The organism is Candidatus Chloroploca sp. Khr17 (assembly GCF_004138165.1).
In the GTDB taxonomy this organism is placed as follows: Bacteria; Chloroflexota; Chloroflexia; order Chloroflexales; family Chloroflexaceae; genus Chloroploca.
In genome coordinates this window covers 65397-86132 of the sequence record NZ_RYFF01000024.1, presented here as the reverse complement: position 1 = coordinate 86132, position 20736 = coordinate 65397, and the positions used below count along the sequence as shown (strand labels likewise).

General features: G+C 57.9%; 16 protein-coding genes. 15 read left to right on the top strand and 1 reads right to left on the bottom strand.

The window, feature by feature from the left end; translation table 11 throughout:
• The first annotated feature begins 155 nt into the window (after positions 1–155).
• The 15 genes from EKD05_RS14850 (at position 156) to EKD05_RS14780 (ending at position 18540) form a co-directional block, all read left to right on the top strand.
• On the top strand, positions 156–764 hold the full coding sequence (locus tag EKD05_RS14850; RefSeq protein WP_129674064.1) for a TadE/TadG family type IV pilus assembly protein: 609 nt from the start codon (positions 156–158) through the stop codon (positions 762–764).
• A 19-nt stretch (positions 765–783) separates the two neighbouring features.
• Complete coding sequence (locus EKD05_RS14845; RefSeq protein WP_240695793.1) at positions 784–1467, top strand: TadE family protein; 684 nt, start codon at positions 784–786, stop codon at positions 1465–1467.
• Positions 1468–1780: 313 nt separating this feature from the next.
• Positions 1781–4678 carry a TadE/TadG family type IV pilus assembly protein gene (locus EKD05_RS14840; protein ID WP_129674062.1) on the top strand — a complete coding sequence of 966 codons (2898 nt, stop codon included), beginning with the start codon at positions 1781–1783 and terminating at the stop codon, positions 4676–4678.
• 128 nt (positions 4679–4806) lie between these two features.
• Positions 4807–7491: a hypothetical protein gene (locus EKD05_RS14835; protein ID WP_129674060.1), complete on the top strand. Its 2685-nt coding sequence runs from the start codon at positions 4807–4809 to the stop codon at positions 7489–7491.
• Positions 7492–7577: 86 nt separating this feature from the next.
• Entirely contained in the window at positions 7578–8609 is a 1032-nt protein-coding gene (cpaB, locus tag EKD05_RS14830; protein ID WP_129674058.1) for a Flp pilus assembly protein CpaB, read from the top strand.
• A gap of 61 nt (positions 8610–8670) precedes the next feature.
• Complete coding sequence (locus tag EKD05_RS14825; RefSeq protein ID WP_129674056.1) at positions 8671–9957, top strand: response regulator; 1287 nt, start codon at positions 8671–8673, stop codon at positions 9955–9957.
• A gap of 10 nt (positions 9958–9967) precedes the next feature.
• Positions 9968–11368, top strand: coding sequence for a CpaF family protein (locus EKD05_RS14820; RefSeq protein ID WP_129674054.1), 1401 nt, complete (start codon positions 9968–9970; stop codon positions 11366–11368).
• 81 nt (positions 11369–11449) lie between these two features.
• Positions 11450–12445: a type II secretion system F family protein gene (locus EKD05_RS14815; RefSeq protein ID WP_129674052.1), complete on the top strand. Its 996-nt coding sequence runs from the start codon at positions 11450–11452 to the stop codon at positions 12443–12445.
• 2 nt (positions 12446–12447) lie between these two features.
• A complete protein-coding gene (locus EKD05_RS14810) occupies positions 12448–13368 on the top strand; it encodes a type II secretion system F family protein (protein WP_129674075.1) in 921 nt (306 codons plus the stop codon).
• 3 nt (positions 13369–13371) lie between these two features.
• The gene (locus EKD05_RS14805) at positions 13372–13737 is read left to right on the top strand and encodes a DUF192 domain-containing protein (RefSeq protein ID WP_129674050.1); all 366 of its coding nucleotides are present in this window, start codon (positions 13372–13374) and stop codon (positions 13735–13737) included.
• Positions 13737–15938: a protein O-mannosyl-transferase family gene (locus EKD05_RS14800; RefSeq protein ID WP_129674048.1), complete on the top strand. Its 2202-nt coding sequence runs from the start codon at positions 13737–13739 to the stop codon at positions 15936–15938. The genes EKD05_RS14805 and EKD05_RS14800 overlap by 1 nt, the downstream gene beginning before the upstream one ends.
• A gap of 12 nt (positions 15939–15950) precedes the next feature.
• Entirely contained in the window at positions 15951–16733 is a 783-nt protein-coding gene (locus tag EKD05_RS14795) for a glycosyltransferase family 2 protein (protein ID WP_129674046.1), read from the top strand.
• Positions 16727–17365: an HDIG domain-containing metalloprotein gene (locus EKD05_RS14790; protein ID WP_129674044.1), complete on the top strand. Its 639-nt coding sequence runs from the start codon at positions 16727–16729 to the stop codon at positions 17363–17365. The genes EKD05_RS14795 and EKD05_RS14790 overlap by 7 nt, the downstream gene beginning before the upstream one ends.
• A 124-nt stretch (positions 17366–17489) precedes the next feature.
• The gene (locus tag EKD05_RS14785) at positions 17490–17723 is read left to right on the top strand and encodes a ribbon-helix-helix domain-containing protein (RefSeq protein ID WP_129674043.1); all 234 of its coding nucleotides are present in this window, start codon (positions 17490–17492) and stop codon (positions 17721–17723) included.
• Positions 17724–17949: 226 nt separating this feature from the next.
• Positions 17950–18540 carry a 2Fe-2S iron-sulfur cluster-binding protein gene (locus EKD05_RS14780; protein ID WP_129674041.1) on the top strand — a complete coding sequence of 197 codons (591 nt, stop codon included), beginning with the start codon at positions 17950–17952 and terminating at the stop codon, positions 18538–18540.
• Positions 18541–18696: 156 nt separating this feature from the next.
• On the opposite strand, the gene EKD05_RS14775 is transcribed toward EKD05_RS14780, so the two are convergent.
• Entirely contained in the window at positions 18697–20736 is a 2040-nt protein-coding gene (locus EKD05_RS14775) for a glycosyltransferase family 39 protein (RefSeq protein WP_129674039.1), read from the bottom strand.

Below are 20736 nucleotides of genomic sequence, written 5' to 3'. Positions count from 1 at the left end.
CCCCCGCCGCCCCGCCGCCGCCACCCCGCCCCCGCCACCCCCCGTACGGGCACGGCTTGCCCGTGCCCCAACACGGTACCATTAGACTATTGAGCATCTCCTTGCCCTAGAGCTATAATAAGGCTGGGCGAGAAGACCCTGCACGGAGGCCGGTCATGGCGCATACGCAGAACAAAAAAGGGCAGTCCATCGTCGAAATGGCCTTGATGCTTCCCATTCTCTTGATCGTCATCTTTGGCATCATCGAGTTTGGTTGGCTGATCTTTGCCTATTCGACTATCTCACAGGCAGCCCGCAATGGGGCCGAAGTGGCCGCCCAGTTGCCTCCGCACGAGTCTTGGCTGAATCAGGACCCTAACGGCTTCAATCAAGACCCAGATGTCTGGGCACCGCGCAGCATTCGCTCGGATAACTGTGTCAATGCTGTCTATGTGGCGATTGAGTCACAGCTAACCCTGCTTGGCATGGGGGTCAACGAACAAGACGCTGTCGCCCAATCACAGTATGTGACCATCCGCTATCCCGATGGTGGCACTACCCGTAACCTGGCTGCGCGGGGGCCAATTGAGATCTCGATCACGTACCCGGTCAATAGCCTCACACCACTCTTTGGCTTGCTCGGCATGAACGATGGCGTGACGATGCGGGTAACCCAGCGCCGCTCACTCGAAAACCTTGGACGTGACCCCACGCGCCAGATCGGGGTCGCCTGTGCCGCCGATCAGATCGAGTGGGTGCGAATCAATCCTGATCCTACGCCATAAATGATGTTGTGAGCCACTTATGAAGAAGTTGATCACATACGTAATGATGAATGCAAACAGACGAAGTGGGACCAACCCTGAGCCCGCTCACCCGACGTTGCCCCAACACCACCCCAAGCAGTGGGGCCAGGCCGTCGTCGAGTTTGCTCTTGCGTCAACAATGATCTTCTTTCTGCTTGCGGCCGTCGTTGATCTGGGCTTGATCTACTTTACCCTGCAAGCCTTGCGTGTTGCCGCCCAGGAGGGTGCCGTCTATGGCAGCTATCCGCACGCCGTCAAAGACACTGACGGCAATATTACTGAACTGGTGATTCCCTATGCCGAAATTGCCAACCGCGTCTACTGGGCCGCAGGGGATCAGGGGAACGGCTTTGCCAATCTGCGCGACCTCGATGGCAACGGCGTTAATGATGATGTTCAGAGTCCGAAGTTGTATGACCAAGATAGTGTTGCTACCGATCCGAATGGCTATATTTATGTCGAAAACCTATCCGGCTTTGACACGAATGATCTGCAGCCTTCCTGTGTCGGCGATGAGCGAGGTCGTGGTCTGCAGGCCGGCGGGAGCGGGTGCTGGATTCGTGTGACAGTACGGTACGAATATCGCTTTTTCTTTCCCTTTGCTCCGGTCTTTGGCAATACTGTGCGCTTGCAAGCATCACACTTGATGCCGATGCGCAGCCAGTACTATACAACGCCTTAGGGACACCTGAGACCCTTCGCTCCTAAGACAAGGTTTCAGAAGGGCCAGATCAGCTTTACCCTCGACTCGGAGTGCCGACTTCAGTCGGCTTCCGGCTCAGCCGACTGAAGTCGGCACTCCGATGAGCGTCAACGATACAGTACCCTGAAACCTTGTCGAAGCAACCAAGCCGGTCTAAGACCTGTGAGGTCTGACGAGCGCCCAAAGGCATGGAGTACTCAGGGTGTCAAACCCGGGAAACGTACGTTACGAACTGCGAAGGCAGTTCAAAGAAAAAATCAAGATAGTAACTGGTAGATGGAGGGTAGAGATCATGAAAACAAGAACCCAAATGTATCGTAGGCGAACGTTAGGTCAAAGCATCCCGCTGATCGCCCTCATGATCGTGGTGCTTGTCGCCATGGTCGGCCTGTCAGTGGATGTTGGCAACACCTTTTCGCAAGAGCGCCGGGTGGTCGCGGCCGCCAATGCGTCGTCGATCGCAGGCATGAATTTTGTCTTCAATAGCCGTGCCGGTGATACCAGCGCGATGGTCTACAACGAGATCCTGCAGGTGCTGACTGCCAATGGCATTGGCGTGGCCCCCTATGGGCAAACACCAAACAGCAATCAGGTGCAATTGACGGCTGTCTATCTCGATAAAGATGGCCGAGCTATTGCCGGAGCTTCGTCGATCACCCCTGATAATACCAATGCGATCCCGACCAATGATGTTGCCTTTATCCAGGTGCGCCTCGAAGGTCAGGTTGACACCTATTTTGCTCGCGTCGTTGGGCGCAACGATCTGCCCATCGGGGCCAGTGCCTATGCCGGCAAGTGCCCGATGGGACAGGGCGTCTATCCATTTGCGATTGACCGCATGACCTTGACCGATGACTTGAGCCAGTTCAGGCAAGTGGATGATGCCAACTGGCGCGTCATTCCCAGTGGCCCCTTTGCCACCTATACGGCACGGCGCGTCTATCCAAAAGATAGCGGTAGCCCTGGCAACTTCGGATTCTTGCGCTGGATCGAAGCGAATAAAAGCGCCGTCGACGCTGAAAACAGTCTCCGTGGGTTTGGCAATCTTAGCGATGGCTTTGAAGAGGCCGACTTGCCTTCAGGGGTAGTGGATGTCAACTATCCCGCCCTCCCTGGCAACCTCAGCCCTGGTGACTGGGTCTGGGGGTCAACCGGGATGATGGTTGGCAAAGCCTGGGACGCAATGCAGGAGCATCAGACCCTTGGCACCAGGATGATCCTGCCACTCTATAATCCTCCGGCCGCTGACAATGGGGCTAATTCCCGCTATAACGTGACCGCCTTTGGAGTCTTTGTGATCCTCGACTCAAAGAACCAGGGCAATAATACTTATTTCGATCTCGTCTACCTTGGACAGGAAGATGCGTTGCTCGGGGCATGTTCGTTTAGCCCGGTGCCACCAAACGAGGAGGATTGCTGTGAGGTGTGGGGCGATGTGGCCCTGACCCCGGCTTACCAGAATCGCCCAACCGAATACAATCCGATCCAGTGGGTGATTGTGCTCGACCAGTCTGGCTCGATGAGTGCCAATTTCAATGGGCAGTGCGATGTTGGCGGTGGCGGCAATCTCTATTCAAATCAGGGGCCACTGACAGTGGATGGCGTGCCGCAACCCTCGGTCTTTACCCAGTGTACCAACGGGCCAGTCTATACCCGCCCTAATGGCTCAACCATTGATGGCAATTCTGAGACTGATGGTACCGGCTCATCACGCTACTGGCGAGAATATACCCAACGCCGGATGTTTATTGCCAAACAGGCGATCCAGCAACTCATTGAGACGGCCTACTTTGACACGGACGATCCTGCCCGTCCGCCCGATCAGTTTGCCTACGTCTGGTACACAGGCGAGGTTAGTAGTAATGGCAATGCCTTCATCTTCAAAAAGAGTGACGGCACTTACGTCAAAAATAGTGGCACGCCCAATAGTTCACAATCCCACTTCAGCAGCAACAAGGATGTGCTGAAAAAGAAGATTGACGAGCATTCAACCGGCACCATTGACGTGCCAGAGCGGGATGATACCCATCCGATCTTTGGCCCTGACAAGATCCTCAAGCGTTATGTCAGCAATGGCGGCACCAACGGCACTGCTGGCCTCTTCCGCGCCTCGCGCGTGCTACGCGCGTCTGATCCAACGGTAGAATGGAATGGTCAGGAGTTTACCTATCTGCGCGTGGTGCTCTTTATCACCGACGGGGTGTCGAATCAGTTCTTTAATCAAAACGCGAGCAACTATCTCGCCTTCAATTCGGTGGGTACATACGGAACCAATACATGGGGCCAGGGTCGCCCAGGTGCGGTGGAGGGCACCCACCGGGCGTTCTGTCGGGGCCTGGAGACGAAACAACTCATTGATACAGCCATCTGCCATACCAATGAAGGCGGTGGTACCTATGTGAAAGATAATGTACTCTATAATCGTCCGATCAATCAGTCAATCGCGGTCAGCAATGCTGAGCTCAAAGGCACCGTGACTGATACACGCTCCATTCCTGATGAAGACAAAGCACGTACGATTGTCTACGCTGTCGGCATTTCGCCGCTCAACCAGGTGTACGGTGGCTTGAGCAGCGGGCAGATCGCTTCGGATCCGATCAATGGCTTCGAGACTGGCTATGTGGTCTCGACGCTCGAAACCGATCCGGCGACGGGCAAGAACAACCTCGATATCCTCTTCGAGTCAATCGGACGTCAGGTGCAGGATCTTGCCTGTATTCCGCGTGAAGGCGATGTGCGTACCGATATGACGCAGACGAATCTCTCGCCGGATCTGCGCTTTACCCTCTCGGGTGGTCGGCAATTCGGGTGGCCGACGGTGGGCTTTGTGACGCTCACCCCGACCGAGAGTGGCAGCGGCGGTGCCCTGGTGACCGAAATCAAGGTAAACGAGGCCACCAACCAACTCTATTACCGCTTCACCGATCGCGTGCGCCCGGGTACCTATACCTTAAATGCATGGCTCTTGTATCGCGATCCCAGTGATCAAGATATTGATCCGTTGCCCCGTCGCTATGATGTGCTCTGGGATGGGGTGACGACCCAGCCCAATACAACGATCGAGGTTTCGGCCCGCAGCCAGGTGGGCAGCTTCAAACCGTCAACCCAGGTTGACCTGCATATGCGCTTCCCATCCACCACCGAGGTCAATGTCTGCCAGGATAATCCACGTTCCTGGATTACGCCCTAAGCAAGTCCAGCCTGGTCGGGTGGGTACCTGCGATGTTGCTGGGGAGGGTTATCCCTCCCCGCCCCTTCTCCTGACAGACAGCCTTCACGTATCCCCCCTCTCAGCCCGTAGTCCACAGGAGTCCTCTCATGCATAAGCGTTCGAGTGTCCGACGTACCCGTGCGGTCTCATATGCCACCCTCATGATTATCATGCTGGTGGTTGTCCTGCTTCCCGGCGGCCAGGTCGGGGCCGCTGTCACGATCTTTACCGAAATGCTTGACAATAGTCAGGGCGATTTTGCGAGGGGCACCGTTCAGCGTACCTCGATCAGCGCCGATGTGCAGTCACCTCCTGGCACCGATAAAGAAGGGGCCGTCTTGCTCACCCCCATCGGATTGCTCAATAAGTGGAGCCGTGACTCGCAGACACTCCCCAACCCGGGTGTACAAGGCCACGGTGTAGCAGCCCTTGGCAACCGGATCTATACGCTTGCCGGCAGCCAGGGGTCGCTCCAGGCCAGTACTACCATCAGTTCGACCTTCTGGGCTACCGTCGATCAAGCCAATGGCTTTGTCGTTGCGCATAGCTATACTGAGGAGACTTTGCCCGAAGGGGCGACCAGTGCCAACGATTTTTTCCTTGATGATCCTTTGCCCCCAGCCGTGATCCTCACCGCTGATGAGTGTGGTGGGCGAGTGCAGACCCTCGCCCCGCGCAGCAATGTTGCCGCAGCCGCACTCGAGGTACCGGCGGGCAGCAACACCGGGTATCTCTATGCAATTGGGGGCATTGTCCGGGCCACCCAGTGTTCGCAAAGCAACCTGACCACACCACTGGTGCAGATTGGCACGGTGACCGCTGATGGCAACCTTACCTGGACAGCCAACGACGAGGGGGTCGGCTTTATGCTGCCGAGTCCCCCGATTGTTGACGAAGGCCCGCCAACTATTGGTGACCGGAAACTCGGGGTTGCCGATGCGGCCGCCGTGATCGTGCGTACATCCAGTGACAACGCGTTTTTGTACGTCACCGGCGGCTTGATGGTCGCCACCAATCTTCCCGACCTCACCACGGCAGCCGTCTTCTATGCCAAAATTGATCAAACGACGGGCAGGCTCAGGCATCCCACGACAAACGCTACCGACGACCCATGGGTACGCACCGGCAATATACCCGTTGTGCCCCCAAGTGGCTTTGCCGGTACGCCAGCCCTCTTTGATCACAGCGCAATGGCCTCGCGCATCACCGTCGTTGAGGATGGGGTGACGGTGGCACGTGATGCCATCTTCATTGCAGGTGGCTATGTCAATCCCGCCCGCACCTTCCGTAACGAGTATGTCTACCGCGCAAGTGTTGATCCCGATACCGGGGAACTGACCTGGAACCAGCGGCCCAATCTCGCCAATCGCCTAGTCAATACCGAGGGTGTTGCGCGCACAGGGCTTTCGGGCTTTGCCTACAACAACCGCCTCTATGTCGTTGGCGGGACGACCACCAGCGCCACCAATTCGGCCCTCGACTCGATCACTTCGGCGATCCACGATGATCTCTTTGATCTCCAGACCATCACCGAAGAGAGTACCGAGTATTTTATCGGCAATAACAATCCCGCCAATCCGCTGCTCGATCCGCTTGCCAATGCTGGCATTGTGATTGTACCCGCCCGCTACCCCGAGGACGTGCAAGCCCCCGCCGGGGCCGGCACGGCCTGGGCCATTTCACTCGGGGGCCGTGATCGCAGTGGCAATACCAGCGGCGTGCTCTGGCGTGGTTCAATCGGGGGGCTCGCGGAAGCAAACGCAACCCGCCGCAGCGTCGAGGGATCGTACTATTCGCGCTTTTTTGATATACGGATCGATAGTGACGAGTCAACCGCAGCCGATGGTGCCGCCCGCGTGCTCGCGCTCAACTGGACCACCGCGATCGACCGGTCGCGCAACCCCACCGCTGATCTCATCATCGAGTTTCGCCGGGTACGCCGCGCTGATGCACGCTGTGATGAGGGCGCGTTTCCGGCCAATACACCCTGGGTGCAACTCGATAGTGACCGCAGTTCGGCTTTCTTCTCGCAGTCTGGCAACAACCGTGTTGAATTAAAGGAGGTGTTTGGCGAAGAAAAATTCAATGCAACCTGCTTCCAGTATCGCGCCCTTTTGACCCAGAATGGCCGCAATGCCGAAGGGGGCTTGATCCCGCCGATTGATATCACTGAAACGCCAAAACTGCTCAATATCAGCGTTGAAAAGACCATCCCCGGTGAACCCGATCTCTGGATCGAGCGTTTTGACGTTACCGTCACCCAACGTGGTCGTTTCGACAGCTTCGACCTCGCGATGAAGAACCTGCATCCTGACGGACGAAGCGAAACCGCGCTCGTCGGGGCCGACCTCTTCCCCGTGGTACTCTGTGTTGCCTATAGCGAACTTGAGCAACCCGAGCCCGAGCTTGAGATACCAACCCTCCCCATTGAAAATGATGACGATAATCGCGTTGATTGCGCACCAGTTTACCACTGGGTGAATCGGCCCCAGACAACGCCCGATGTCACGCTGGCCTTGAATACAGGCTGGTATACGAACTACAATGCCCACCCGCTCTTGCCCGAGTTAGGCCAGGATCAACCACTCACCGATCTCCACACGCTCTTCGCAACGCCAGGCCACTATGCCGTGGCCGCCCTGATTGATCCCTTCAATCTGGTTGCCGAAGGAGGCCTTGGCAAAACCAATAATCGCGGCGAAAATCTGACCGAGAGCGCCACGACGCCGTTGATCCGTCGGTTCACGATCCTGTCAATCAACAGGCTCTACCTACCCACACTGGTAAGGTAATGGTTAAAGGCATATGCTATAATGATAGCCAGGCATACGGTCAGCGCATCTGCACGACCGCTCCTGAATAGGAAGGATACCCCGCTATGAAGCGTGGTGGCGTGCTCATCTTACTCATTGGCTTGATCTTGATCGTTGGTGGGGCAGCCGCATTTCTCTTTCTGCAACCAGGAGGAAGTAGCCTGCTTGGCGGTGCCCCCGAGGTGCCAACCATCATCGCCGAGCCAACGGCCATCCCCGAAGTTGATGTCGTACGAGCCCGGGTTGATATTCCTGCCAATACGGTCATTAACGATCTGGCCGCCCTCGAGGTCATCTCGATCCCCCAGACCGAATTTGTTGAACCTCAAGATATTTCGACCCCCGGTGAAGTCATTGGTCAACTGACGATGCGGGCGTTTCGCGCTGGTGAGCGCATTCCGCGCAGTGCGCTGACGGAACCAGGGCTCTCCCAGCAGATCCCAACCGCCGAGCCCAATCGTCCCGCCGATAAGGCTTATCCCTTCCTGGTCAATAACCTCTCGGGGGTCGCTGACCAGATTAAACCCGGCGATTTTGTCGATGTGGTGGCAACATTTACGATTAACCGCCGCGAACGCGAGCCAGTCCTACTCCCTCCCTCAGAGCCTGGAGGGGCGCCTCAACTGGTCTTCCAGGATAACCAGGAGCAACTCCCGAGTACCAAGACGATTATTCAACGCGCTCAGGTGCTGCGCATTGTTCGCCCTGCCCCCCCACCAGCCGAGGGTACCCCGGCCCCCGAAGGCGAAGCTGGTCAAGAGATTGTTGCGGTCGAGGATGTCAATAATCCGGTCATTCCACCCGAAAGTGCCGCCGCAGGCACGATTACGCCAGGGTTCTGGACACTTGTGCTGGCACTGAATAATCAAGAAGCTGAGTTGATGGAACTGGCGATTTCAACGCAGGCGCGCCTGGTGCTTGTCCTCCGTGGGGCCGGCGATGATGCCGTCGAACAGACGATCGGGGCGACCCTGGATCTGCTAACGGCTGAGTTTGGGGTGCCTCTGCCCGAGTCACTGCCGCCACGTATCTATAGCCAGGAAGAACTCGAAACGCCCGATCCGACGCGCACGCCAGCACCGGTACGCGTCCCCTAAGCACTGTGCCTCCGGTTGAGGAGTGTAGTGTGACCGCCTGATAACCAGTGAGGAGAGACCGATGGCCGAGGGTGAAACAATCCGCGTGCTGATTGTCGACGATATTGTTGACACACGCGAACAACTCGAGAAGTTACTCTTCTTCGAAAAAGATATTGAGGTTGTTGGCAAAGCAAGTAGTGGCCGTGAGGCCATTGCGATGGCTGGCCAACTGCACCCCAACGTCATCCTCATGGATATTAATATGCCCGATATGGACGGAATCGCCGCCACTGAAGCGATCATGAATAAAGATCCGGCGATCCAGGTCATCATCATGAGTGTGCAGGGCGAAACAGATTATCTGCGCCGGGCAATGCTCGCCGGGGCACGTGAGTTTCTGACCAAGCCCATCAGTGCCGATGACCTCTATAAGTCCATTCGCCACGTCCATAAACTCGCTGCTACCCGTCCCAAAACAATCAACTTGGCGGAGAGCACGGGCGGCAATACACCCCAACGTGCGGCCGAGCTTGGGCAGATCATCGCTGTCTTTAGCCCCAAAGGCGGCGTGGGCACCTCGGTCGTCGCCGCGAATCTTGCCATTGCGATCCGCCAACTCACCAGTAAAAAGGTGGCTCTGGTTGATGCCAATGCCATCTTTGGTGATCTGGCGGTCATCCTCAATCTGCGTTCAGATAAAACGATCATCGATCTTGCGCAACGGACAGATGAGCTTGATGAAGAACTGCTCGACGATGTGCTCGCTACGCATACCTCGCAGATCAAGGTACTCCTTGCCCCGCCTGATCCCCAACGCGGTGAACTGGTTAATGCCGAGCATGTGCGTGCGATTCTTGAAGCCCTCCGACGTTCGTTTGATTTTGTGATCGTTGATACCCCCGCTTCCTTTCAGGATCGCTCCCTGGCCTCACTCGATCTGGCGACACGGATTGTGACGCTGATTACCCTCGAAATGCACTGCATCCGCGATCTGACCCTCTTCCTCGAAGTCGCCGATTTGCTGGGGTATCCGCAAGAAAAGACGATGCTGGTGCTCAATAAAGCAACCAATCGCACCGGCATCAAGGCCGAAGATATCGAGAAGAGTCTCCAGCGCAAGGTAAGCCATCAAATTGGTGATGCCGGACATGATGTCACCTTCTGGATCAACCAGGGCGTGCCCCTGATCATTAGCAAGCCCAATCACCAGTTTTCGCGTGATATCCTGAGTCTCGCTCGTGATCTGACGGCCGCCACACGCGCCACCGGCGCAAAGGGAAATCCCGGCAAGGGTCTACCCGAGAAGGCTGGCAAAGCGGCTGAGAAACCCGCTCAGGGTGGGTTTTTTCGGTTTTTTAAGCGCTAGGAGGCGCTAGATGTCACTACTCAAACGACTAGGGGGCGCTCCTCCAACGAGTGAACTCGGGGCTGGCGCAGCCCCACCCGCCGCCCGCCCGGCCCAACCACTCACCAATACCCTGCGCCCCCACCAGGCGACGGTTGATGCGAGTTTTAATGAGTTGAAAACACGGGTGCAAACCCGCTTGATTAGTGAACTCGATCCACGGATGGATCTGAGCAATAAAGTTCGCGTGCGCAAACAGGTCGAAGAGGCGTTTCAGGCGATCCTCGATGGCGAAAGCATTGTGCTGACCAAATCGGAACGCCAGCGTATGTTTGAGGCCATCGAGGCTGATATTATTGGGCTTGGCCCGATTGAACCGTTGCTCGCTGATCCGGCCGTCAGTGAAATTATGATCAATGGCCCGAAGCAGATCTATGTAGAAAAAGCCGGTAAGCTGATCCATACTGATATTACGTTTAGTAGTGATGCCCACGTGATGCGCATTATTGACCGCATTGTCGCCCCCCTTGGACGCCGCGTGGATGAGTCGTCACCAATGGTCGATGCCCGCTTGCCCGATGGGTCACGCGTCAATGCCATTATTCGGCCCCTCGCCCTCAATGGCCCGACCGTGACGATCCGGAAGTTTCGCAAAGATAATCTGACGATCAATGACCTCGTCCGCTTTGGCTCGATGAGCCAGGAGATGGGTGAGTTCCTGGCGGCCTGCGTCAAGTCGCGTACCAATATTGTCGTTTCGGGTGGTACCGGCTCAGGCAAGACAACGCTCCTGAATGTGCTCTCGTCGTTTATTCCTAATGATGAGCGCATTATTACCGTCGAAAATGCGGCTGAGTTGCAACTCCGCCAGGATCACGTGATTAGTCTTGAGTCACGCCCACCCAATGTTGAGGGGCGCGGCGAGGTGACGATCCGTGACCTCGTGATAAACTGCCTCCGGATGCGGCCTGAACGCATTATTGTCGGTGAGTGTCGCGGCGGCGAGACCCTCGATATGTTGCAGGCGATGAATACTGGGCACGATGGCTCGATGACGACGCTGCACGCCAATACGCCCAAAGACTCGATGGCTCGTATCGAGACGATGTGCCTGATGGCCGGGATGGATCTCCCCGCCCGCGCCATCCGTGAACAGATTGTCTCGGCAGTGCAGTTGATTGTCCAGCAGTCCCGCCTCCAGGATGGCTCACGTAAGGTCACGCAGATTACCGAACTTTCTGGCATGGAGGGTGATGTGGTCGTGATGCAAGATATTTTTGTCTTTGAACAGACGGGCGTCGATGAAAAGGGCAAGATCGTGGGCATCTTGCGCCCCACCGGGGTACGCCCCAAATTTATCGAGAAGTTTGAGTCGATGAATATCTATCTCTCGCCAACAATCTTTGGCTCGAGTGATCGACTTAGTTTTTAAGGATCGAGAACCCGGTATCTGGCAGACGCGTGCCCCCGGGCAAGACCAGGTGTGTGGTTCTGCTATCCTGAGGAACATGGTATGGAGCGACTACTTTCGCCTGAGATGATGCCAATTACCCTCGGTGGCCTGGGCTTGCTGCTGGTGCTGATCGTTGCTGGAGTTGTGGTGATGCTGCGCAGCGGCCAGGGCGATAGCGTCGCTTCACGCCTTGATGAGTTTGCTGGGCGTGGCGAACAATCAACCGATGAGGCAAATCCACGTCAGGCCCTTGAACGCATTGATAAGGTTGTTGCCAAAAGCAAACAGGGGAGCAATACGGCACGTGACCTCGCCCGCGCTGACGTAAAGTTGACGGTGGCCGAGTTCTATATCACCAAACTCGGTACCGCGCTCCTTGGCGCAGGGATCGGCGCTTTTGTTGGTCGTGCGACCCCGATGGCAATGCTCGCATCCGGGATCGTCGGGGCCGTGCTCTTTTCCTTCCTGCCCAATCTCTATCTCGGGATGCGCATGAAGCGACGCCTCAAGGCCTTTAATGATCACCTCGGTGATACGATTACCATGATGGCCAATGCCCTCCGCGGTGGCTATAGCTTTTTGCAAACCCTTGATATGGTCTCGAAAGAGGCACCCTATCCCGTGAATGATGAGTTTCATCGGGTTGTCCAGGAGGTCGGACTCGGACGCTCAACCGAAGAGGCGCTGACCAATCTGCAACGCCGGGTTCCTTCTGAAGACCTCGATTTGTTGATTACGGCGGTGAATATTCAGATGGAAGTGGGTGGTAATCTGGCTCAGATCCTCGATACGATCGGTCATACCATCCGTGAACGGGTACGGATTAAAGGTGAAATTAATACGCTGACAGCCCAGGGCCGGATCTCGGCCTGGGTGATTACCGGCTTGCCCGTTGGTCTGGCGATCTTTATTTCTACGGTTAACCCAGAATATATGGCCCCGATCTTTACCTTTGGCCTCCCCCCCGACAACTGGTGTTGCCTGCCTGTGGCATCAATGGTGATGATTGTGATCGGCTTCTTTGTCATTATGAAGATTATGGATATTGAGGTGTGATGATGAATCCTATGCTACTCTTGTTTGGGGTTCTTATCCTCGGCGGGATCGGGCTCATGGTGTTTGTGCTGATGGGTTCCCGCCGCTCAGATGCGATTGAAGCACGCCTCAATCAGTTTACTGAACGGGCGATGACCCTCGAAGAGATGGAGCTCGAGCAACCCTTTAGCCAGCGGGTGATTCTGCCGGCTACGCGCGGTCTCTTGACCACACTGGGCAAGTATGGGCCAAAACAGAGCATGGATCGGCTCAAGTTGAATTTGCAACTGGCTGGCAATCCAGGCAATATTACCCCGGCGATGTTTATCGGCCTCCGCGTCGCGTTGACGCTGATCCTCGGCTTGATTATTACCGTTGTCGCATTCAACACGATGGAGACGACGCTCCAGGCAATGCTCTATAGTATCATTGGCTTTGTCCTGGGCTATATGTTGCCCGTGATATGGCTGGGCCGCAAGATTACTGACCGCAAAAAGGCGATCCAGAAGGCGATGCCCGATGCCCTTGATCTGCTCTGTATTAGCGTTGAAGCTGGCCTCGCCTTTGACCTCGCCCTCCAACGCGTTACGCAAAAATGGGACGATGAACTGAGCCGCGAGTTCAAACGGGTGCTGTCTGATATTCGCCTCGGTCGTACGCGCCGCGAGGCGCTGAAGGATCTCGCTGAACGTACCGGCGTGGAAGATGTGCAGACCTTTACCTCGGCGATCATTCAAGCCGATCAGCTCGGTGTGTCGATGTCGAAGATTCTGCGCATCCAGGCCGATCAGATGCGTGTGAAACGACGCCAACGCGCCGAGGCCTTGGCTCAGCAGGCTCCAATCAAGATGCTCTTCCCCATGGTCTTCTTGATCTTCCCGGCCCTCTTTGTGGTGATCCTCGGGCCTGCCGTGCCACGCCTGTTGCAGTCCTTTGGTGGGTGAAGCGTGACCGTAGCCGTCTATAATCAAACACGGGCTGTGCCGCTCGCGCTGGTCTGTACCGAGGCACGGAGCTTTTTGGCGCGCGGCAAAGGCCTGATTGGGCACCCCGGCCTTGCGCCCGGTGAGGGGTTGCTCATTGTGCCTTGTTCGAGTGTGCATAGTTTTTTTATGCGCTTTCCAATTGATGTCGTCTTTGTCAATCGCCACGACCGTGTGGTGGGCTTGACGAGCGCGATGCCACCCAATCGCCCCTTTGCTGGTGCCTGGCGCGCCCACTATGTGGTTGAATTACCCGCTGGTATGATCGCTGCGACCGGGACTGCCCTTGGGGATCAGGTGAGCATTGAACGACAGGATGCCGTGCCTTAATGCGAAGTTTTGCCCTCCTGACGTTCTGTTGTTGCGCGGCACTCTATGTGCTGACCCTCACCGATGTGCATACCTACGATGCGCTCTCGTATATCCTCGATGTCGAACGCAAGCCCTGGCAAGAGTTGTTCCATCCGCATCACCTCGCCTATGGCCCCTTCGGGGCGCTGATCCACACCGCTGCCAGGGGCCTGGGGTGGATCGGTGGGGCCGAACGTTTGTTACAGTTGACCAATGCGCTGGCAGGGGCAGTTGGGGTGACGCTCTTTGCGGTGCTGATAGGACGCCTCATCGGGCGTCATCAGCCGCAGATGTGGGCATGGCAACCGGCGTTGCTCGGGGCGTTGCTGCTCGGGAGCAGTTTTGCCTATTGGTACTATGCGCTTGAGGTCGAAGTCTATACGATTGCGGCCGTCTTCCTTATCGTTGCCCTCGCATTGATGCTCCGCGCCGCCCGTACGCCTGCTTCACCAACCCTTGCCGCTAGCCTCGGCCTGGTGCAAGGCGTGGCGGTGCTCTTTCACCAGACGAATGTGCTGCTGAGTGTGCCCGCTGGTATCGCTCTGGTTTACAGTTATGTCAAGCAAAAAGAGGCAAGGCCGACCGACTGGCGCGGCCTGGTTGTCACCCTGGTCAGTTATGGACTGCCGCTGGCATTGGTGGTTGGTGGGGCCTATCTGTGGGTTGGTCTGGGGGTCAGCGGGTTCCGCACCGGAACCGATCTCTTTACCTGGGCTGCTGGCTATACCACCACCGGCTTCTGGGGGGGGCCGGTCGATCAGACGAAACTCAGCTTGCTGGGGCAGGGACTCGCCGACACCATTGCCCAGCCAGGCGGGGCGATCCTGGGCTTGCTGCTCCTTGGCGTGCTGCTCCTCCACTTGCGCCCGCTGTTCCGCACCGCACCACCGGGGAGCCTGGTGATCGCTACGAGTTGGTTGCTGGTCTACGGGGCCTTTTTTCTCTGGTGGGAGCCAGATAATAGCGAATTCTGGATCGCGAGCTTGCCCCCGTTTTATATGCTGCTCTTGCTGGCAACGCACCCTGCCAGCAACCAGCGGGATCCTCAGGCCCATGCAGGTGGAGGGTTTTTGGCTGGCGCTACCCCCCAAACCCAACCCCGCCCCCACGAGGGGGGCGGGGCGTTCGGGCGCAGCAGCAGCGGCAGCAAGCAGGTACTGGCCCCCCCCTCTCCCCTTGGGGGAGAGGGGAAAAGAGCATCAGGATACAATCCGGCAACAACTCTCTCCCTGAAAGGCCCCCAGGTTCCAGGCTGGAGGCATCAACTCACCCAGGTGATCCTCCTCGGGATCGGGGTGACCATGCTTGGCCTGAACTGGGTGACAATCCAGCAACGTGGCGATGCGCAGCGCGATCTGCAACGGCTTGCGGCGACCACCCTGGGCGAACTAGCGGCCCCGGGTGATCTCCTGGTCGTGCCTGATGGCCTTGCCGAACTCTATCTCCCCTTTTACGAACAGCACCCCAACGTCATCTCGCTGAATCAGGCGGTTGCGCTGACCGGCAATGACTGGCCTGCCGCGTGTGCGCTGATCCAGGAACGCATTGCGACGGCGCTCGCCAGCGGCTACGCTGTCTTCATTGCCGACGATGCGATTCGTCCGCCGCCAGCGCCCCCCGGTGAGCCACCGACACCCAGCGAACGACTCGGGTTGGCCCCCGAAGAGGTGGCAGCCTGTTATGCGCCCTACCTGGCGGCGCTGCGCCCGCTTGAACTTGCCGCGCCCCTGCCAAGCTACGGGGTGCTGGATGCGGCCCAGACCCTCGCCGAGGGGCCGGGCTGGGCTTTCACCGAGTTGGAGTGGGGCTGGCAGGTGCGCAATGCAACGATCATTGGGCGCGATGCAACGGGTTGGCGGCTCGAGCCAGGCGTTGACCCGGCCCTAATCAGCCCGCCCATACGCCTCGAGGCAGCGGCGTTTGCAACCATCGAGATCACCATGGCCGCTACAACTGCCGCCCGCGATGCCCAACTCTTCTGGCTTGACGAGAACGGGCAGACCGACGAGGATCGTTCCGTGCGCTGGACACTGGTCGAGGGCGAGGAGTTCGCCACCTATCGTCTCGATCTTGCCGCTGCCCCCGGATGGCAGGGGATCATTACCGGCTTGCGGCTCGATCCCGTTGGCGTCGGTGACGGCGAGAGCATTGTGCTTGCGTCGATCCAATTGCAGCGCTGAAAAGGAGTAGCCATGCTGGCCGTGGTGATCATTGCCCGCGACGAAGAAGCGTATATCGAGGCGTGCCTGAGCAGTGTGAGCGGCCTAGCCGATGAGGTGATCGTGCTGCTCGACGACCGCACGACTGACCGTACGGCTGAACGAGCGCAGCAGCACGGGGCACGGGTTGTCTGCGAAGCCTGGCGCGGCTTTCCAGCGCAACGCAACCGCGGCCTGGAACTCGCCACGACACCCTGGGTGCTCTTCCTCGATGCCGACGAACTGGTTACACCCGCGCTCGCCAACGAACTGAGGGCGACCCTGCAGAACGAGCCAACCGCAGCAGGGTTTCGCCTGCCCCGGTACAATCGCTTTTTCGGCCAGATCCTGCAGGGAGGCGGCTGGTATCCCGACCACCAACTCCGCTTGCTCCGGCGAACAGCAGCGCACTTTGACGAAAGCCGCCTGGTGCATGAAGCGGCGAGCCTGGACGGGGCCATTGCCGCGACGAGCGAGCATCTCTGGCACGAAAACATCGTGCGCCTCGACGAATTGTGGCACAAACAGAGCCGCTATGCGCTCGCCGAAGCGCAGACCCTCTATCGGCAGGGGCGCATCATGCGCTGGCGCAACCTGCTGGGGGCACCGACGCGCGAATTCTGGCGGCGCTATGGGCAACTCGGAGGGTGGCGCGATGGGCCAGTAGGCTTCTTGCTCTGTGTCACCATGGCATGGCACGAGCTCGTCACTTTTTTGCTATTATGGAGCCTGCACAACGCATGTGGGATCAAGAAGAGAGAGGATCATGTATGTTGAGTGAGCGTGCCCGAGCAACCCTGTACGAGTGGGTCAAGACGGAGAGCCTGCGCAAACATTGCGAGGCAGTCGCGACGTGTATGGCTCATTTTGCCCACAAAACCGGGGCCGATGCCGACCTCTGGGAAGCGGTAGGCCTGATCCATGACATGGACTTCGAGCAATATCCGAGCATGCCCGAGGCAGGGCCAGCCACGACCGCCATGGCCGAGGCGATCCTTGCTGGCGAACCCTTGCCGGCGGCGCTGCCAGGGCACCCCTTTTACGGGGTCGCGCATCTGCGGGAAGCCGGATGGAGTCAAGAAGTCTTGCGGGCCGTCTTGAGTCATGCCGACTACAGCGGCATCGAACCGATTTCGCCACTGGAACGGACACTCTATGCAGTTGACGAACTGAGCGGGTTTGTCACTGCGGTAGCGCTAGTGCGCCCCGACAAAAACATCGCGAGCGTCGAAGTCTCATCGGTCAAGAAAAAGATGAAAGACAAAGCCTTTGCCGCCAAAGTGAGTCGTGACGGCATTCGCCACGGAGCCGACGTGATCGCGATGCCGCTCGACGACCTCATCGCCGAAGTCATTGCCGCGCTGCGCAGCAATGCAGCGCGGCTCGGCATAGGCGGCGTAGGGGTGTAAGGCTGGTGCTGGAACCGGCCAGCTACGCTGGCCGGTTCCAGCACCAGCAGTTGACGCGACCGAGCAAGCGAAACCTTTGACCTTGCTATGAATGTGGATTATTATCCACAGCGCGAGGTGTTGTGTGAAAACAATCCAAATGACCATTGATGACGAGTTGCTGGCTGAAGTGGATCATCTGACGGCGGCGCTGCAAACAACCCGTTCGGCGTTTATTCGCTCAGCCCTCCAACTCGCATTACGCCATCACGCCATCCTTGAAAAAGAGCAGCAGCATGCCAGAGGCTATGCGCAACACCCCATTGCGCCAGGTGAGTTTGATGTTTGGGACGCTGAGCAAGCGTGGGGTGAGCAATGAATCCGATCGCCAAAGCCAAGCTCGCCGGTTATATTACACATCTTGCACCAGCAAGGCTCCGCGAGTTACGCGAGGCGATAAGCTTTGCCCTTGGGTTTGATGTGCTGGAGTGAGCGCACGCTTAACACCCTCGTCATCTTGCTTGACGCGATCTATCGCCTATGTTATTGTGAAGACCGACCTGGGTGTATGTGGCCCCCCAAGCTCCAGCCAGAGGAGATCAGACATGTCTACCATCATCATGAACGATGTCGCGATGGAAGCGAAGGTCGGCGAGCGGGTCTTGAATGTCGCCCGACGCAACGCGGCACATATCGGCTTCTTGTGTGACAATGCGGGCACCTGCCAACTCTGTCGCTGCCAGGTGCAGGAAGGGGCCGAGTATTTGAGTCCACCGAGTGAGGCCGAGAAAGCCTGGATTCCCGAGGCAAAACTCGCCGAAGGCCAGCGCCTCGCGTGTCAACTGATCGTCCGTGAGCAGGGCGAAGTCAAGATCCAGAGCTACGCCGAGTATATCCGGCAACTTGTATTGACGCTGGTTGACCCGCCTCCGAGCACGAATACGGTGCAAAATCTTGAGCCCTTGGTCAAGCATCTGCTGACCGACTTTGCCGATCAACTGGCCCTCTTCCCCCGTAACATCCTGAGCCGACTCAATGAGCTCGGACCAGTGCGCTTTGCCTTCCCGATCCAGGATACCGACCGCTTTGCTGAAGATGTGAGCCGTCTGGTTGAACGGATGAACGCGGGGGTCGAGCGCATCGAGCGCAAACCGCGTGAAACGGTCAAGCCCTCGGAAGAGACGCCGTCTACCTGAGGCCAGTGCGTTCGTGCATAAGGTAGATTGTTTGACGCAAAGGGGCAGAGGTGGGCTTCGCATTCCATGGCCGAGGGCTTTAGCCCCACGGTATCGGAGGGAAAATAATCTGCGCCCCCAGCGTGAGTCTGGCGCACGGATTATTTACATTACAGATTAGTAGTCTGGCCGATAGACAAAAAAGAGCGGCTGACCATCAAGTGGCGATGGCACAACTTCAAGGGTGCCATCAGGGAACCGGGGCGTAATGAACGCAAGCTCATCGCGGCGTTCGGGGAGCAAGATAAAGACCAGGGGCTCCCCAAGATTCCCGAGTTCGCCTCCGATGGGGGCCGTCAGTGGCTCGGTCACGTCCAGCCCGCGACTCTCGCCCGTCAGATACAGAATCGTCCCGAACCCGTAATACATTCGTGGCGGACCAAGAAAAACGACGAGCGTTTCCGGGTCAACCCGTTCAAGGACATAGTCAGCCATGCTCGTCGCCACCAGGCTGTTGGTGTGCCCATAGATCCGCCTCGGTGTATAATCAACGACATAATAGCGTGCGCTGAGCAGGCTTAACACGAGCGCGATCGTACCAATGATGAGCCAAAAACTGCGCCCGACGGGCACCGCCATCGCTGCCCAGACCCCGCGCAGAAAGAGGGCGAGGCCAAGGATGACAAAGAAGACCGCCGGTTGCGCTGTGGTGATCAAGCGCTGCAATGAGGGCGGGTTTTCAGTTAAGACCCCGCCAATGACGACCGCCCCGCCCCACCAGGCGACGAGCGGAAAGAGCCGCCGGTTCCCCAGATGCAGGATCGCATAGCCCAGGCCGAGAATGAAAAAGGCCCCTTCTACCAACCCAAAGAGCGGATCAGGCGTACCGTACCAGAACGTTGGGTCAGACACCGCATTATAGAGTAGCACGGCCTTCCAGAACTGGGTTGTCATAATCTCTAGCGCGCTCTGTCCCAGAATCACCTGCTCACGATCGAGCCACCCGCTCTGAAAGACGCCAACGGCATTGACGCGGGCATTGAAATCGTCAGGAAACCGGAAAGCGTACTGGATCATTGGTGCCGCCGTCACCAGGCCCACGCTGAACAGGGCGACGATTCCGCTTTGCTGCTCACGCCACAGCCGCTTCCCGTCACGGATCAGCAGGAGCAGCAGCACGGCAATCGCCAGCACAACCGTCAGGCGTGCGCCGGCGTAAAAGTAGTGCGCCAACCCGATCACCATGCCGCTCAACCCCCACGCCAGCGGATCGCGCCGATCGTACCCCCGATAGAGCAAAAGCAGCATGAGGGCCACAAATAGGCCGTCGGCAATCTGATTCGAGCCGAGCCGCGAGAAGTGCAGATGGTAGTGAAACCCGGTCAGCAAGATCGCCGTCCCCATCGCAAGACCGGGGCTAGTCAGGCGGGCCACCAGGAGATAGGTGACCGGGATCGTCAGCGTGCCAATCAGCGCCCAGGGCAGGCGCAACCCAACAAAGGTATGCCCAAAGAGCGCGATCGTCGGCGCATTGAAGTAGAAGCTCATCGTCGGGACGCCAAGCCAACCCGTGCTAAAGGGATTGTTGATCTCGCCCCGCAAGACTTTCATTGCTTCGAGCCCCTGTGACCCCTCGTCACCACCGAGGGTCGCTGGCATCGCGTCGAGTTGCCAGACCCGCAACACCAGCGCCACCAGCGTCAATCCCACCAGTGGCAGCCAGGGCCGTATTTCGGCACGGGTAGGCAGTCGCAAGCGGGGCCACGTGCCAGGCGTTGGCGCAAAGGCTGCCAGACTGCACCCGATGGCGACGATCCACACGAGGGCATACCAGTTGTACCCACTCGCCGGAGTTGGTAGCGCCAGACCCGCCAGCAAGATGAGCGTAGCAACGACTGCGGCCATCAGCAACCCGATCCGCCAGCGCTCGCCGATCAATGTCACTGCTGGCACCGATGGCTGCGTCTCGATTGGCGCGGGCCGCAACAGCATCTCGCGACTCACCCCTTTGAGTGCAAGCATCAGCATTGGCACCGACAATAAAGCGGCCGCCAGCGCCCAGCCATCAAAAGTGCGCAGGTTCAGCCAGCGCATCTGGGCAAAGAGGGCCAGGCCAAAGGCGACAAGCAGCAACATCGGGATCAGAACCGTTTCACGATGCGGGTTCTTGAACCCCGATGCAACCTTGGATAGGGGGGGCATGTGAGTTGGATCCAT

Excerpts from the sequence above, each read along its gene's own strand:
- EKD05_RS14850 (WP_129674064.1), top strand. The coding sequence starts at position 156 with ATGGCGCATACGCAGAACAAAAAAGGGCAGTCCATCGTCGAAATGGCC.
- EKD05_RS14825 (WP_129674056.1), top strand. The coding sequence starts at position 8,671 with ATGGCCGAGGGTGAAACAATCCGCGTGCTGATTGTCGACGATATTGTT.
- EKD05_RS14820 (WP_129674054.1), top strand. The coding sequence starts at position 9,968 with ATGTCACTACTCAAACGACTAGGGGGCGCTCCTCCAACGAGTGAACTC.
- EKD05_RS14835 (WP_129674060.1), top strand. The coding sequence starts at position 4,807 with ATGCATAAGCGTTCGAGTGTCCGACGTACCCGTGCGGTCTCATATGCC.
- EKD05_RS14845 (WP_240695793.1), top strand. The coding sequence starts at position 784 with ATGAAGAAGTTGATCACATACGTAATGATGAATGCAAACAGACGAAGT.
- EKD05_RS14800 (WP_129674048.1), top strand. The coding sequence starts at position 13,737 with ATGCGAAGTTTTGCCCTCCTGACGTTCTGTTGTTGCGCGGCACTCTAT.
- EKD05_RS14840 (WP_129674062.1), top strand. The coding sequence starts at position 1,781 with ATGAAAACAAGAACCCAAATGTATCGTAGGCGAACGTTAGGTCAAAGC.
- EKD05_RS14810 (WP_129674075.1), top strand. The coding sequence starts at position 12,448 with ATGAATCCTATGCTACTCTTGTTTGGGGTTCTTATCCTCGGCGGGATC.
- cpaB (WP_129674058.1), top strand. The coding sequence starts at position 7,578 with ATGAAGCGTGGTGGCGTGCTCATCTTACTCATTGGCTTGATCTTGATC.
- EKD05_RS14815 (WP_129674052.1), top strand. The coding sequence starts at position 11,450 with ATGGAGCGACTACTTTCGCCTGAGATGATGCCAATTACCCTCGGTGGC.
- EKD05_RS14790 (WP_129674044.1), top strand. The coding sequence starts at position 16,727 with ATGTTGAGTGAGCGTGCCCGAGCAACCCTGTACGAGTGGGTCAAGACG.
- EKD05_RS14780 (WP_129674041.1), top strand. The coding sequence starts at position 17,950 with ATGTCTACCATCATCATGAACGATGTCGCGATGGAAGCGAAGGTCGGC.
- EKD05_RS14775 (WP_129674039.1), bottom strand. The coding sequence starts at position 20,736 with ATGGATCCAACTCACATGCCCCCCCTATCCAAGGTTGCATCGGGGTTC.
- EKD05_RS14795 (WP_129674046.1), top strand. The coding sequence starts at position 15,951 with ATGCTGGCCGTGGTGATCATTGCCCGCGACGAAGAAGCGTATATCGAG.